The organism is Actinoplanes sichuanensis (genome assembly GCF_033097365.1).
Lineage (GTDB): Bacteria > Actinomycetota > Actinomycetes > Mycobacteriales > Micromonosporaceae > Actinoplanes > Actinoplanes sichuanensis.
This window is the reverse complement of the sequence record NZ_AP028461.1, coordinates 8,856,421-8,871,483: the sequence shown is the minus strand read 5'-3', so window position 1 is coordinate 8,871,483 and position 15,063 is coordinate 8,856,421. Positions and strand designations below refer to the sequence as shown.

The following is a 15,063-nucleotide window of genomic DNA, read 5'->3' as shown; positions in this document are numbered from 1 at the left end:
GCGCGGTGCTGTTTGTGCAGCCTGTGAGATATTTTTGCACTGGTAGTGCTATATCTTCGCGGTCTCTGACAGGTAGTTTGTGGACATGCCTCTGGACCAATCCTTCGTGGGCCGCAGCTGGCCGCCCACCGAGCCCTACCTGGTCGGCCGCGAGAAGATTCGCGAGTTCGCCCGCGCGATCGGCGCCACCGACGCGGAGTATCACGATCCCGAGGCGGCCCGTGCGCTCGGCTACGCCGATGTGGTGGCCCCGCCCACCTTCCCGGTCGCGATCACGATGCCGGCCAGCCGTGAGGTCGTCGCCGACCCCGCGCTCGGCGTCGACTACAGCCGGGTCGTCCACGGCGACCAGCGTTTCCTGTACACCCGTCCGGTCGTCGCCGGTGACGCCCTGGTCTGCGTCAACACGGTCGAGGAGATCCTCAGCCGGGGTGGGCACGAGTTCCTCACCACCCGCACCGACGTGACAACCGAGGCCGGCGAACCGGTCGTGACCGTCTGGTCGAAACTCGTGGTGCGGGGAGAAGACTGATGAGCGCAGAGCTGGAGCCGCAGACCTTCCGGATCACTCGGGCCGATCTGATCCGCTACGCGGGCGCCTCGGGCGACTTCAACACCATCCACTGGAGTGACCGCATCGCCACCGGAGTGGGACTGCCCGGGGTCATCGCGCACGGCATGTTCACGATGGCTCTGGTCGGCCGTGCGGTGACCACCTGGGCCGGTGCCGCGGACGCGGTCGTCGAGTTCAGCGTGCGTTTCAGCCGACCCGTTCCGGTGCCCGACACCGACGAGGGGACCGAGGTCGTCGTCTCCGCTTCGGTGAAGGAGGTCACCGACGAGGGACACACTCGGCTGAGCCTGACTGCGACGTGCAACGGGGACAAGGTACTGTCCATGGCACAGGCGCTCATCAGGAAGCGGTAGCCCGGGTTGGGATAACAGCGGGCGTACCCGTACACTGGTGCGCCGTGGGGCTCTGAAGTCGTGAGACGACAGGTTCCGCAAAGGGGTGTAGCTCAATTGGCAGAGCAGCGGTCTCCAAAACCGCAGGCTGCAGGTTCAAGTCCTGTCACCCCTGCGCAATCCTCCTGACGTGCCCGCCCGGTGCGCGGTCCGCACTGCTTCCGCGTCCGGTCGGGTTCTGACAGGACCATCCAGAACCACCGACGACGGAAGTAGGGCGAAGTGGCCGAGAAGGACCGCCCCGGTGACGACGTCCCCGGCGACGACGAGGTTTTCGCCGACGCCGTCGACGGTGACGTGCCGGATGACGACGCGCTGGTGACCAGTGGCGCCGGCGGTACTGCCGTTGCCGAGCGCACGAAGGACGACAGCCCCAAGGCCAAGAAGTCCGGCCGTGGCCCGTTCGGTCGGATCGGTGGTTTCTTCCGCGAGGTCACGAGCGAGCTCCGCAAGGTCATCTGGCCGACTCGCAAGGAGCTTCTGACCTACACCGGCGTGGTGATCGTCTTCGTGGTGATCATGACCGCCCTGGTGGCCGGTCTGGACTACGGGTTCGGTAAGGCGATCCTCTGGGCGCTGGGCTGATCCGCGACACCGGAGCCCGGCCCCGAACCGTAGAGACTTATTTGGAAGTGAGCGAGCGTGCCTGAGTACGACGACGAGACCACTGACGAGCAGTCGTCGCTGGACATCGACGAGTCGGTTGAGACGGCCGACGAGTCGGCCGTGGCCCAGGCGCCCGAGGTCGACGAGGACTACGACCCGGTCAAGGAGCTGCGGCAGAAGCTGCGGTATGCGCCCGGCGACTGGTACGTGGTGCACTCCTACGCCGGTTACGAGAACAAGGTCAAGACCAACCTCGAGACCCGGATCACGAGCCTCGACATGGAGGACTTCATCTTCCAGGTCGAGGTGCCGACTCGCGAAGAGGTCGAGGTCAAGAACGGCAAGCGTAACCAGGTGCAGGCCAAGGTCTTCCCCGGCTACATCCTGGTCCGGATGGACCTGACGCCGGAGTCGTACTCCTGCGTGCGCAACACCCCCGGCGTGACCGGCTTCGTGGGCGCCACCGACCGGGTCGACCGGCCGGCGCCGCTCTCGCTCGACGAGGTGCTGAAGTGGCTGGCACCGGCTGTCCAGGCCGAGGAGAAGAAGGCGAAGCCCGAGGTCAAGGTGCTCGACTTCGAGGTGGGTGACTCGGTCACCGTCACCGACGGCGCGTTCGCTTCGCTGCCGGCCTCGATCAGCGAGATCAACGCCGACCAGCAGAAGCTCAAGGTCCTGGTGTCGATCTTCGGCCGGGAGACCCCGGTCGAGCTGAACTTCAACCAGGTCACCAAGATCTGATCGCCGGATCCCCGGCGATATCAGTGGGAGGGGCCTCCGTCGTGGGGCCCCGCCATCAACCACAGGAGTAAGTAGTCATGGCACAGCGCAGCAAGGCGTACCGCGCCGCCCAGGAGAAGATCGACGCCAACAAGCTCTACGAGCCGAAGGACGCGATCACTCTCGCCAAGGAGACCAGCCCGAGCAAGTTCGACGCCACCGTCGAGGTCGCGATGCGCCTCGGTGTCGACCCGCGTAAGGCCGACCAGATGGTCCGCGGCACCGTCAACCTGCCGCACGGCACCGGTAAGACCGCCCGCGTCATCGTGTTCGCCCAGGGCGCGAAGGCCGAGGAGGCCGTCGCGGCCGGCGCCGACGAGGTCGGGACCGACGAGCTCGTGGCCCGGATCCAGGGTGGCTGGCTGGACTTCGACGCCGCGATCGCGACGCCGGACCAGATGGCCAAGATCGGCCGGATCGCCCGGATCCTCGGCCCGCGTGGCCTCATGCCGAACCCGAAGACCGGCACCGTCACCGTCGACGTGACCAAGGCCGTCAACGAGATCAAGGGCGGCAAGATCACCTTCCGGGTGGACAAGCACTCGAACCTGCACCTGATCATCGGCAAGGCGTCCTTCTCGCCGGAGCAGCTGATCGACAACTACGCCGCGGTCCTCGACGAGGTCCTGCGGTCGAAGCCGTCGGCGGCCAAGGGCAAGTACCTGAAGAAGGTCACCATCGCCACCACGATGGGCCCCGGCGTCCAGGTCGACCCGAACGTGCAGAAGAACCTGCACGGCGAGACCAACGCCTGACATACCGCTTCACGTCGAGCCCCCGGGGGACCTCTCCGGGGGCTCGACGCATTTCCGGCCTGCGTTCGGGGCACGGTCTGTGGCAGGCTGTCGGCCGTGCGTTTCGACGATGTCTGGTTCCGGTACGCCCGCCGCGCCCCGTGGACACTGCACGAGGTCGACGCCACCATCGAACCGGGCCGGACGATCGTGGTCCTCGGCCGCAACGGGGCCGGCAAGTCCACGTTGCTCCAGCTGGCCGCCGGTGTGCTGCGCCCGACCCGCGGCGCGGTCCGCGACCGGCCGGCTGTCGTCGGCTGGGTCCCGGAGCGTTTCCCGGCCGCCCAGCCGTTCACCACGTTCGGCTATCTGAGCGCGATGGCCGAGGTCCGGGGCCTGCCACCGACCACCGCCGACCCCTGGATCGACCGTCTGGGGCTCACCGCGCACGCCGACACCCCGCTCGCCGAGCTGTCCAAGGGCACCGCGCAGAAGGTCGGCCTCGCCCAGGCGCTGCTCACCCCGCCGGGTCTGCTGGTCCTGGACGAACCCTGGGAGGGCCTGGACGCCCCGTCCCGAGAGTTGATCCCGCAGATCGTCGCCGAGGTCACCGCCGTGGGCGGAACGGTGCTGGTCAGCGATCACCGCGGGGAGATCGCCAACCTGCCCGGCGCGCTGCACTGGACGGTCGCCGACGGCGCCCTTCAGATCGACGCGACGCCGGCGGAGACCGACGAGGTGGTGATCGAGGTCGCGGTGCCGCGACAGGACGCGACCACCGCGGTGGACCGGCTTCGTGCGGCCGGTCACCGTGTCCTGCGGGTCCGGGAGTTCCATTCGGCAGCGGTACGGCCGGAGCACCCCACAACGGTGTCGGAGCGGACGGGGGAGCAGTGGTGATCGCGCTTACCCGAATGCGGCTGAACGGGTTCGTGCACGGCGGCCGGGCCACCGCACCCCTGATCGCCGTGCTGGCCGTCCTGTTCATCCTGTACAGCGGCGGCCCCTCGTCGGCCTCGGCCGCCTACAGCTACTCCGCGGCCTGCCTCTTCCCGATCCTGGCCTGGCTCACCAAGCTGGTGCTGGACACCGAGCCGGACGCTCAGCGTCGACTGGCCCGCCTGGCCGTCGGTCCGGTCCGGGAGGCCACCGCCGGCCTGCTCGCCGCCGCGGTCCTCTGCGTCGGGGTGTGCGTGCTGGGGATGCTGGCGCCGCTGCCGTTCCGCGCCATCCGGGGCCCCGAGCCGGGCTCGCTGGAGCCGAGTCTGCCCGTGGGCGTACTCCTCGGCGTCCTGGCGCATGTCCTGGCCGTCGTCGCCGCGGTGGCGCTGGGTGCCCTGGCCAGCCGGGCCGTCACCCGCCGGATCCTGCCGGGCGTGGCGATCCTGGTGAGCGGCTCGATCCTGACGGTCGTGCTGGGCCTGAGCGGCTCGATCGCCCCCTGGCTGGCGCCGCCGGTGATGGCGACGTCCCGGGCACTGAGCGGCCGCGTCGCCCCGACCGCGGTGGACCTGACCATCCTGGTCCTGTGGGCGGCCCTGTGGTGCACCGCAGTCCTGACCGGCTACGCCCGCCTACGCCGCGACCGTTCCTGACCGGCCCACCTGACCCCGTCCCGTCCTCTCCGCGACGACGCGCGGTCGGCTCTTCCTTGCTCGTTTCGGGCGGCGCCGACCCTCCGGGAAGGGCGGGACGGGGTCGATTTGGTTTTCGGCGGCGGGTCCGCGTACTCTTTCGTCTTGAAGTTCCACCCATAGACCGCTGGTCGCCGCAGCGACCGTCATCACGACGGACGCCGCGGCCGAAGGTCCCGCTGAAAGCGGGCGACCCGTGCAGGGGAGAACGGTTCGTGATCGTCGGCCGCGCCCGTGCGCGTGTGTTCGAGTCCGCCCCGTGCCCTTGTGCCGGGGCGTTTTGCTTTTTCTTGCGGACCCTCTCGACCAGTGGCTGAAGCACTGAGAGAGGAGGGACATGGCGGACAAGCCGGTCCGGGCCGACAAGGCTTCGGCCGTTGCAGAGCTCACGGATCACTTCCGTGACTCGGCGGCCACCGTGTTGACCGAATACCGCGGCCTCACCGTGAAGCAGCTCACTGAGCTGCGGCGGTCGCTGGGCGGCGAGAACAAGTACGCCGTCGCCAAGAACACGCTGGCGAAGCGTGCTGCGAACGACGCGGGTATCGAGGGTCTCGACGCGCTGTTCACCGGTCCTACCGCGCTCGCCTTCGTGAACGGTGACGTGGTCGAGGCGGCCAAGGGCCTTCGTGCCTTCGCCAAGGCCCACCCCGTTCTGGTCATCAAGGGCGGTGTCTTCGAGGGCAAGGCCATCACGGCGGACGAGGTCAACAAGCTTGCTGACCTCGAGTCCCGTGAGGTGCTGCTGGCCAAGCTGGCCGGCGCCATGAAGGCGAACCTCAGCAAGGCCGCTGCCACGTTCCAGGCGCCCCTCACCAAGACGGTGCGCACGGTCGAGGCTCTGCGGGCGCAGCGCGAGCAGGCCGGTTCTGCCGAGGCCTGAGGCCTCGCGCGAACCGTTAAACGTCAAAGTTCTTAGGAAAGGTTGCCATCATGGCGAAGATCAGCACTGAAGACCTGCTCGAGGCCTTCAAGGAGATGACCCTCATCGAGCTCTCCGAGTTCGTGAAGCAGTTCGAGGACGTCTTCGACGTCAAGGCTGCCGCTCCCGTCGCGATCGCCGGCCCGGCCGGCCCCGGCGCCGTTACCGACGCTCCCGAGGAGAAGGACTCGTTCGACGTTGTCCTCGAGGGCGACGGTGGCAAGAAGATCCAGGTCATCAAGGTCGTGCGTGAGCTGACCGGCCTGGGCCTCAAGGAGGCCAAGGACGCCGTCGAGTCCGCCCCCAAGGCGATCCTCGAGGGTGTCAACAAGGAGAAGGCCGAGGCCGCCAAGGCCAAGCTCGAGGGCGAGGGCGCGAAGGTCACCCTCAAGTGATCTAACGCTCCACAGCGTTCTGCTTCAATGGCGGGGATCCGTAACGGATCCCCGCCGTTGTCGTTCGCAGAGTTTGTTCAGGCAGCTCAGGGCTGCCCGCTGGCAGGGCTGTCGACCTCGACGGCAAAGACTGCCAAAGCTCGCAAATCATGCGCTAAGGTCCGTTTGGTGTGTCGGGCGGATGACCGCGGCCGTCCGACCCGCGGCACAGCCCTTGACTGTGTGTCGGCGGGCAGGCACGCTGACATCAGCAAGTTTCCGCGCTTGCGACAGCCGCCCTATGGGTAACGGGGGTTCACCACCGATACCCGTCGGACCGGCACCAGAGGAGATCGCCGCGTTTCTTGAGCGGCCCCGTCACGGCACTGACCGCGGATGCGCAGGTCAGCGGCGATGGGGACACGTTCCGCAGGCAACCTCGGGTGTGGGGCTGGACAGCGGTTAGCCGAGCGGCTACACTGCTAGTTTGCGCTGCCTTCTGCCTTGCCTTCGACTGAGATATCCATGTGGATAACTCTCTTGGGGGCTCATTGGAGTGCACGCAGACCAGTTGCACCAGCAACTCAGCCGCATAGCAGCACCGGTCCTCGGAAGGACGCATCTTGGCAGCTTCCCGCCCTGCGAAGACCAGCCGTACGTCGAGCGCTTACGCACCCCGCCGGGTCTCTTTCGGCCGGATCACCGAGCAGCTAGAGGTCCCCAACCTCCTCGCCCTCCAGACGGAGTCGTTCGACTGGCTGGTCGGCAACGAGGCTTGGCAGGCCCGGACGACGGACGACCCGCACGCCCACTCGGGCCTCGCAGAGATCCTCGAAGAGATCAGTCCCATTGAGGACTTCTCCGGCACCATGTCGCTGTCCTTCTCATCTCCGCGCTTCGACGAGGTCAAGGCCTCGATCGAGGAGTGCAAGGAGAAGGACCTGACCTACTGTGCCCCGCTGTTCGTGACCGCGGAGTTCACCAACAACACCACTGGCGAGATCAAGAGCCAGACCGTGTTCATGGGTGACTTCCCGATGATGACCCCCAAGGGGACGTTCGTCATCAACGGCACCGAGCGGGTCGTGGTGAGTCAGCTCGTCCGTTCGCCGGGCGTGTACTTCACCAAGGAGCCGGACAAGACCTCCGACCGCGACCTCACCAGCGTCAAGGTCATCCCGAGCCGGGGTGCCTGGCTGGAGTTCGACATCGACAAGCGCGACACCGTCGGTGTCCGCATCGACCGTAAGCGCCGGCAGGCCGTCACCGTCCTGCTGAAGGCGATCGGCTGGTCCGCCGACCAGATCCGTGAGCGGTTCGGCTGGTCCGAGCTTCTCATGACGACGCTGGAGAAGGACCACATCGCGGGGCAGGACGAGGCCCTGTTGGACATCTACCGCAAGCTGCGTCCTGGCGAGCCGCCGACGCGCGAGAACGCCCAGACCCTGCTCGACAACCTCTTCTTCAACCCGAAGAGGTACGACGTCGCCAAGGTCGGCCGTTACAAGTTCAACAAGAAGCTCGAGATCGACGTCCCGATCGTCCGGGGCACGCTCTCCGAGGAAGACATCGTCAAGACCGTGGAATACCTCTGCCGGCTGCACGCCGGTGAGGACGGTTACGAAGCGGACGACATCGACCACTTCGGCAACCGGCGTCTGCGTACGGTCGGCGAGCTCATCCAGAACCAGGTCCGCGTGGGCCTCTCCCGGATGGAGCGCGTCGTCCGCGAGCGGATGACCACCCAGGACGTCGAGGCGATCACCCCGCAGACCCTGATCAACATCCGGCCCGTCGTGGCCGCGATCAAGGAGTTCTTCGGCACCTCGCAGCTGTCGCAGTTCATGGACCAGACCAACCCGCTCGCGGGTCTGACCCACCGCCGCCGTCTGTCGGCGCTGGGTCCCGGTGGTCTGAGCCGTGAGCGGGCCGGCTTCGAGGTTCGCGACGTGCACCCGTCCCACTACGGCCGGATGTGCCCGATCGAGACGCCCGAAGGCCCGAACATCGGTCTGATCGGTGCCCTCTCGACGTTCGCGCGGGTCAACCCGTTCGGCTTCATCGAGACGCCGTACCGGAAGGTCGACAACGGTGTCGTCAGCGACGAGGTGCACTACCTCACCGCCGACGAGGAGGACCGGTTCATCAAGGCCCAGGCGAACGCCGTGCTGTCCAGCGACGGCACCTTCGCCGAGGACCGCGTCCTGGTCCGCCGTAAGGGCGGTGAGGTCGACTACGTGCCCGGCACCGAGGTCGACTACATGGACGTCTCGCCGCGACAGATGACCTCGGTCGCGACCGCGATGATCCCCTTCCTCGAGCACGACGACGCCAACCGTGCCCTCATGGGCGCGAACATGCAGCGTCAGGCCGTTCCGCTGGTCAAGGCCGAGTCGCCGCTGGTCGGCACCGGCATGGAGTACCGCGCCGCGGTCGACGCCGGTGACGTGGTCGTCGCCGAGGTCGGCGGCGTGGTCGAGGACCTGTGCGCCGACTACGTGACGGTCCACCAGGACGACGGCCACCGCCGTACCTACCTGCTGCACAAGTTCCGCCGCTCGAACGCCGGCTCCTGCGTCAACCAGAAGCCGATCGTGTTCGAGGGTGACCGGGTCGAGGCCGGCCAGGTCATCGCCGACGGTCCCTGCACCGACGAGGGTGAGATGGCCCTCGGCCGCAACCTCCTGGTCGCGTTCATGTGCTGGGAAGGCCACAACTACGAGGACGCGATCATCCTGTCGCAGCGCCTCGTGCAGCAGGACGTCCTCACCTCGATCCACATCGAGGAGCACGAGGTCGACGCCCGTGACACCAAGCTCGGCCCGGAAGAGATCACCCGCGACATCCCGAACGTCAGCGAAGAGATGCTGGCCGACCTGGACGAGCGCGGCATCATCCGGATCGGTGCCGAGGTCGTTCCCGGCGACATCCTGGTCGGCAAGGTCACGCCCAAGGGTGAGACCGAGCTGACCCCGGAGGAGCGCCTGCTCCGCGCGATCTTCGGTGAGAAGGCCCGGGAGGTCCGGGACACCTCGCTGAAGGTTCCGCACGGCGAGACCGGCACCGTCATCGGTGTCCGGACGTTCTCCCGCGAGGACGGCGACGAGCTGCCCCCCGGCGTGAACGAGCTGGTCCGGGTCTACGTCGCCCAGAAGCGGAAGATCCAGGACGGTGACAAGCTCGCCGGCCGGCACGGCAACAAGGGCGTCATCTCCAAGATCCTGCCGGTCGAGGACATGCCGTTCCTGGAGGACGGCACCCCGGTCGACATCGTGCTCAACCCGCTCGGTGTGCCCTCGCGTATGAACATCGGCCAGGTTCTGGAGACCCACCTCGGGTGGATCGCCAAGACCGGCTGGGAGGTCGAGGGCGAGGACGAGGACTGGAAGCGCCAGCTCCGGTCGATCGAGGCCCACGAGTCCCCCGCCGACAGCAACGTCGCGACCCCGGTCTTCGACGGTGCCCAGGAGGAGGAGATCAAGGGTCTGCTCGAGTCGACGCTGGTCAACCGCGACGGTAAGCGGCTGGTCAACGGCGACGGCAAGGCGCAGCTGTTCGACGGCCGCTCCGGTGAGCCGCTGCCGGACCCGATCTCGGTCGGCTACGTCTACATCCTCAAGCTGAACCACCTGGTCGACGACAAGATCCACGCTCGGTCGACCGGCCCGTACTCGATGATCACCCAGCAGCCGCTTGGTGGTAAGGCGCAGTTCGGTGGCCAGCGGTTCGGCGAGATGGAGTGCTGGGCCATGCAGGCCTACGGGGCGGCGTACGCCCTGCAGGAGCTGCTCACCATCAAGTCCGACGACGTCCTCGGCCGAGTGAAGGTCTACGAGGCCATCGTCAAGGGCGAGAACATCCCGGAGCCGGGAATCCCGGAGTCGTTCAAGGTGCTTCTCAAGGAGCTCCAGTCGCTGTGCCTGAACGTCGAGGTGCTGTCCAGCGACGGTGTGGCGCTCGAGATGCGTGAGACCGACGACGAGGTCTTCCGGGCCGCGGAGGAACTCGGTATCGACCTGTCGCGTCGCCCGAACGAGGGCGTCAGCAGCGTCGAGGAGATCTGACGGAAGGCGGCCCCCGGCTCTATGAGCCCGGGGCCGCCACCCGCCGGCCTTGAATTCACCCGAGCAACGAAACACGAGGGATAGTCCAAGTGCTCGACGTCAACTTCTTCGACGAGTTGCGCATCGGCCTTGCTACCGCTGACGATATCCGGCAGTGGTCGCACGGCGAGGTCAAGAAGCCCGAGACGATCAACTACCGCACCCTCAAGCCCGAGAAGGACGGACTCTTCTGCGAGAAGATCTTCGGTCCGCAGCGGGACTGGGAGTGCTACTGCGGTAAGTACAAGCGCGTCCGGTTCAAGGGCATCATCTGTGAGCGCTGTGGCGTCGAGGTGACCCGCTCCAAGGTCCGGCGTGAGCGCATGGGCCACATCGAGCTGGCCGCATCCGTCACCCACATCTGGTACTTCAAGGGCGTCCCCAGTCGGCTCGGGTACCTGCTCGACCTGGCCCCCAAGGACCTCGAGAAGATCATTTACTTCGCCTCGTACGTGGTCACGAGCGTTGACGCCGAGTCGCGTCACCGTGACATGTCCACCATCGAGAACGAGATCTTCGCCGAGAAGCGCCAGTCCGAGAACGGCCGTGACTCGGAGATCGAGAAGCGGGCCGCCAAGCTGGAGCAGGATCTCGCCGAGCTCGAGGCCGAGGGTGCCAAGGCCGACGTGCGCCGCAAGGTCAAGGAAGCCGGCGAGCGCGAGATGCGCCAGATCCGGGACAAGGCCCAGCGCGAGATCGACCGCCTCGACGAGGTGCTCGACACCTTCCGCAAGCTCGACTCCAAGCAGCTGGTCACCGACGAGCTGCTCTACCGCGAGCTGCGCGACCGCTTCGGTGAGTACTTCACCGGTGGCATGGGTGCCGAGGCCATCAAGGCCCTGCTCGAGAACATGGACCTGGACGCCGAGGCGGAGAACCTTCGGGAGATCATCCGCACCGGTAAGGGCCAGCGGAAGATCCGGGCGCTCAAGCGGCTCAAGGTCGTCGCGGCGTTCCTGAACACCCGCAACTCGCCGCTCGGCATGGTCCTGGACTGCGTCCCGGTCATCCCGCCGGACCTGCGCCCGATGGTGCAGCTCGACGGTGGCCGTTTCGCGACTTCCGACCTGAACGACCTGTACCGCCGGGTCATCAACCGGAACAACCGCCTCAAGCGACTGATCGACCTCGGCGCGCCCGAGATCATCGTCAACAACGAGAAGCGGATGCTCCAGGAGGCCGTCGACGCGCTGTTCGACAACGGCCGTCGTGGCCGGCCGGTCACCGGTCCGGGTAACCGCCCGCTGAAGTCGCTCTCCGACATGCTCAAGGGCAAGCAGGGCCGGTTCCGTCAGAACCTGCTCGGCAAGCGGGTCGACTACTCCGGTCGTTCCGTCATCGTCGTCGGCCCCCGGCTCAAGCTGCACCAGTGCGGCCTGCCGAAGCAGATGGCGCTGGAGCTGTTCAAGCCGTTCGTGATGAAGCGCCTGGTCGACCTGAACCACGCGCAGAACATCAAGTCCGCCAAGCGGATGGTCGAGCGGCAGCGCCCGGTCGTGTGGGACGTCCTCGAAGAGGTCATCAGTGAGCACCCGGTTCTGCTGAACCGTGCGCCCACCCTGCACCGCCTCGGCATCCAGGCCTTCGAGCCGCAGCTGGTCGAGGGCAAGGCCATCCAGATCCACCCGCTCGTCTGCACCGCGTTCAACGCGGACTTCGACGGTGACCAGATGGCGGTCCACGTGCCGCTGTCGGCCGAGGCTCAGGCCGAGGCCCGGATCCTGATGCTGTCGTCGAACAACATCCTCAAGCCGGCCGACGGCAAGCCGGTCACCATGCCCACCCAGGACATGGTCATCGGCCTGTACCACCTGACCCACCAGACGGCGGGTGCCAAGGGTGAGGGCCGGGTGTTCAGCTCGGACGCCGAGGCCCGGATGGCGTTCGACAACGGCGAGCTGCACCTGCAGGCGTCCATCAAGGTCCGCCTGCGCGAGGTCATCGGAGTCGACAACGGCGCCAAGGGCGAGACCTGGGTCGCGCCCGAGGACTGGGTGGAGGGCGACCAGGTCCTGGTCGAGACCACCCTGGGCCGGGTCATCTTCAACGAGACGCTGCCGCCGGGGTACCGGTTCGTCAACTACGAGATCCGCAAGGGTCAGCTGTCGGCGATCGTCAACGACCTGGCCGAGCGCTTCCCCAAGGTCGCCCTGGCCGCGACCCTGGACGCGCTCAAGGAGGCCGGCTTCCACTGGGCCACCTGGTCCGGTGTGACGATCGGCATGGGCGACGTCATCGGCCCTCCGCGCAAGCCGGAGATCCTGCAGCGCTACCAGGGCGAGGCCGACCAGATCGACAAGCAGTACCAGCGCGGTCTGATCACCTCCGAGGAGCGTCGTAGCGAGCTCATCGACATCTGGACCAAGGCGACCAACGAGATCTCCAAGGAGATGGAGACCGCGCTGCCGCAGGAGAACCCGCTCTGGGTCATGATCAACTCCGGCGCCCGCGGTAACCTCCTCCAGCTCCGGCAGATCGCCGCGATCCGTGGTCTGGTGGCCAACCCCAAGGGCGAGATCATCCCGCGCCCGATCACCTCGTCGTACCGTGAGGGTCTGACCGTTCTGGAGTACTTCATCTCCACGCACGGTGCCCGTAAGGGTCTGGCCGACACCGCGCTGCGTACCGCCGACTCGGGTTACCTGACCCGTCGTCTGGTGGACGTCTCGCAGGACGTCATCATCCGCGAAGAGGACTGCGGCACCGAGCGCGCGATCCCGATGCAGGTGGGCGAGCGCGAGGCGGACGGCAAGCTGGTCGTGCACGTGCACGCCGAGACCGGTGTGCACGCCCGGACGCTGGCCGACAACATCAGCGACCAGAACGGCAACCTCGTGGTGCCGCGGGGCGCGGACCTCAACTCGATCCTGGTCGACCAGCTGGTCGCCGCCGGTGTCGAGACGGTCCGGGTCCGCAGCGTGCTCACCTGTGAGTCGAAGCTGGGCGTCTGCGCGGCCTGCTACGGCCGCTCGCTGCCGACCGGCAAGTCGGTCGACATCGGCGAGGCCGTCGGCATCATCGCGGCCCAGTCCATCGGTGAGCCCGGCACGCAGCTGACGATGCGAACCTTCCACACCGGTGGTGTCGCGGGTGAGGACATCACCCAGGGTCTGCCTCGTGTGCAGGAGATCTTCGAGGCCCGCGTGCCGAAGGGCAAGGCGCCCATCGCCGACACCCCGGGCCGCGTGCGGATCGAGGACGGCGAGCGCTCGCGCAAGATCATCGTGGTGCCGGACGACGGCAGCGAGGAGATCGTGTACGACAAGATCTCCAAGCGCGTCAAGCTGCGCATCCCGGACGGCGGCCACGTCGGCGTCGGCGAGAAGCTCACCGAGGGCACCATCGACCCGCACGAGCTGCTGCGCATCATGGGCCCGCGCGCGGTCCAGGTCCACCTGACCAGTGAGGTCCAGGAGGTCTACCGCTCGCAGGGTGTGCTCATCCACGACAAGCACATCGAGATCATCATCCGCCAGATGCTCAAGCGGGTGACGGTCATCGACTCCGGCGCGACCGAGTTCCTGCCGGGCATCCTGGTCGACCGGGCGCTCTTCGAGTCGGAGAACCGCCGGCTCGTGGGCGAGGGTGGCGAGCCCGCCGCCGGTCGTCCGGTGCTGATGGGTATCACCAAGGCCTCGCTGGCGACCGACTCCTGGCTCTCGGCGGCCTCCTTCCAGGAGACCACCCGGGTGCTCACCGACGCTGCGATCAACTCGCGCAGCGACTCGCTGGTGGGCCTCAAGGAGAACGTCATCATCGGTAAGCTCATCCCGGCCGGTACCGGTATCTCCAAGTACCGCAACATCCGGGTCGAGCCGACCGAGGAGGCCAAGGCCAAGGTGTACTCGATGACCGGGTACCCGGAGACCGACTACGGCTTCGGGCCGGCCAGCGGGCAGGCTGTGCCGCTGGACGACTTCGACTTCGGGTCGTACCGCTAAGGGTTCTCCACATGGGGCGGTCGCGCATGGCGCGGCCGCCCCATGGGCGTTCCTAAGATGGGTTGGTGACTCTTCCCGTCGTACCCACCCGTCACCCGATGGACCCGGAGCCGGTGCCGTCGACCAAGGCGCGGGCCGTTTTCGCGCTCGGCCTGGTGGGTCTACTCACCGGCCCGTTCGTGGGCGGGGTGATCCCGGCCACCCTGGCGCTTCTGCTGGCCCGCCAGTCGGCCCGTCAGGCCTATGCGGCGGGCGGCTATCTGACCGGCTCGGCCTGGATCCGACGTGGGCAGCGACTGGCCTGGGTCGGCCTGGTGCTGGCGCTGACCGCGCTGGTGGTGCTGCTGATCGCCGGGCTGCTGCACCTGGCCGCCGCGCCGGCCGGGCAGGACTTCGCACCCGGCACCGACTGAGACGGGCGCCCGGCCGCACAGGGTGGGCTGCAGCGCGGCCCGTATGGGTGACATGCTTTCGATATGACGTATCCACCGGGCCCGCCGTACCAGCCGTCGTTCGGCCCGCCGTCGCCGTACAGCGCGCCCCCCGCTCCGTATGGATCGCCCTACGGCTACGTGCAGCCGCCACCGCCCGCCTCGACGTCGTGGCAGCCGGAGCGGGTGGACCAGGTGACCGGGACGGGGTTCGGTCTGGTGCACCTTCAGGTGCCGCCGATCACCTCGGGTGCGGCGATCGGGTCGCTGGTGGCCGGCATCGGTGCGATCCTGGTCTCGTTGGCGGTGTTCTGCTTCGGGCTGACCGGCGCGGAGGAGGGCTGGGGCGGCTGGACCGCCGGGGCGTTCACGTTGCTCAGCGTGATGGCCTGCGCGGGTGCGGTGACTCTCGGTGTGGTGGCTCGCCGGCAGATCAGCAGGCCGCCGGTGCCCGGCCGGGTTCGGTTCACCGGGCGTGGTCTGAGCACGTCCGGCATCGTGTGCGGGATCACCGGTGCCGCACTGTCGGTGCTGGCGCTCGGGTTGGGTCTGGCGGTGCAGCTGTCCTGAGT

General features: G+C 67.5%; 13 protein-coding genes and 1 tRNA gene. All 14 read left to right on the top strand.

Features of this window, described 5'->3' with window-relative positions:
• Positions 1-85 precede the first annotated feature (85 nt).
• Positions 86-532: a MaoC family dehydratase N-terminal domain-containing protein gene (locus Q0Z83_RS40715; RefSeq protein ID WP_317788734.1), complete on the top strand. Its 447-nt coding sequence runs from the start codon at positions 86-88 to the stop codon at positions 530-532.
• Positions 532-927, top strand: coding sequence for a MaoC/PaaZ C-terminal domain-containing protein (locus tag Q0Z83_RS40710; RefSeq protein WP_093618772.1), 396 nt, complete (start codon positions 532-534; stop codon positions 925-927). The genes Q0Z83_RS40715 and Q0Z83_RS40710 overlap by 1 nt, the downstream gene beginning before the upstream one ends.
• Before the next feature lie 81 nt (positions 928-1,008).
• Positions 1,009-1,081, top strand: a tRNA-Trp gene (locus Q0Z83_RS40705).
• Between the two features lie 107 nt (positions 1,082-1,188).
• Positions 1,189-1,551: a preprotein translocase subunit SecE gene (gene secE, locus Q0Z83_RS40700; protein WP_317788732.1), complete on the top strand. Its 363-nt coding sequence runs from the start codon at positions 1,189-1,191 to the stop codon at positions 1,549-1,551.
• 57 nt (positions 1,552-1,608) lie between these two features.
• The gene (gene nusG, locus Q0Z83_RS40695; RefSeq protein ID WP_317788731.1) at positions 1,609-2,313 is read left to right on the top strand and encodes a transcription termination/antitermination protein NusG; all 705 of its coding nucleotides are present in this window, start codon (positions 1,609-1,611) and stop codon (positions 2,311-2,313) included.
• A 77-nt stretch (positions 2,314-2,390) separates the two neighbouring features.
• Positions 2,391-3,107 (top strand): 50S ribosomal protein L1, encoded by a 717-nt coding sequence (gene rplA, locus Q0Z83_RS40690; protein WP_317788729.1) that lies wholly within the window; start codon positions 2,391-2,393, stop codon positions 3,105-3,107.
• A 96-nt stretch (positions 3,108-3,203) separates the two neighbouring features.
• Positions 3,204-3,986 carry an ATP-binding cassette domain-containing protein gene (locus tag Q0Z83_RS40685; protein ID WP_317788728.1) on the top strand — a complete coding sequence of 261 codons (783 nt, stop codon included), beginning with the start codon at positions 3,204-3,206 and terminating at the stop codon, positions 3,984-3,986.
• Complete coding sequence (locus Q0Z83_RS40680; RefSeq protein WP_317788727.1) at positions 3,983-4,681, top strand: hypothetical protein; 699 nt, start codon at positions 3,983-3,985, stop codon at positions 4,679-4,681. The genes Q0Z83_RS40685 and Q0Z83_RS40680 overlap by 4 nt, the downstream gene beginning before the upstream one ends.
• A 376-nt stretch (positions 4,682-5,057) precedes the next feature.
• Positions 5,058-5,603 carry a 50S ribosomal protein L10 gene (rplJ, locus tag Q0Z83_RS40675; protein WP_317788726.1) on the top strand — a complete coding sequence of 182 codons (546 nt, stop codon included), beginning with the start codon at positions 5,058-5,060 and terminating at the stop codon, positions 5,601-5,603.
• A gap of 50 nt (positions 5,604-5,653) precedes the next feature.
• On the top strand, positions 5,654-6,037 hold the full coding sequence (gene rplL / locus Q0Z83_RS40670; RefSeq protein WP_317788724.1) for a 50S ribosomal protein L7/L12: 384 nt from the start codon (positions 5,654-5,656) through the stop codon (positions 6,035-6,037).
• 602 nt (positions 6,038-6,639) lie between these two features.
• Positions 6,640-10,080, top strand: coding sequence for a DNA-directed RNA polymerase subunit beta (gene rpoB, locus Q0Z83_RS40665; RefSeq protein ID WP_317788722.1), 3,441 nt, complete (start codon positions 6,640-6,642; stop codon positions 10,078-10,080).
• Between the two features lie 89 nt (positions 10,081-10,169).
• A complete protein-coding gene (locus Q0Z83_RS40660; protein ID WP_317788720.1) occupies positions 10,170-14,060 on the top strand; it encodes a DNA-directed RNA polymerase subunit beta' in 3,891 nt (1,296 codons plus the stop codon).
• Positions 14,061-14,158: 98 nt separating this feature from the next.
• Positions 14,159-14,473, top strand: coding sequence for a hypothetical protein (locus Q0Z83_RS40655; protein ID WP_317797253.1), 315 nt, complete (start codon positions 14,159-14,161; stop codon positions 14,471-14,473).
• A 63-nt stretch (positions 14,474-14,536) separates the two neighbouring features.
• Complete coding sequence (locus Q0Z83_RS40650; protein ID WP_317788719.1) at positions 14,537-15,061, top strand: hypothetical protein; 525 nt, start codon at positions 14,537-14,539, stop codon at positions 15,059-15,061.
• Positions 15,062-15,063 lie beyond the last annotated feature (2 nt).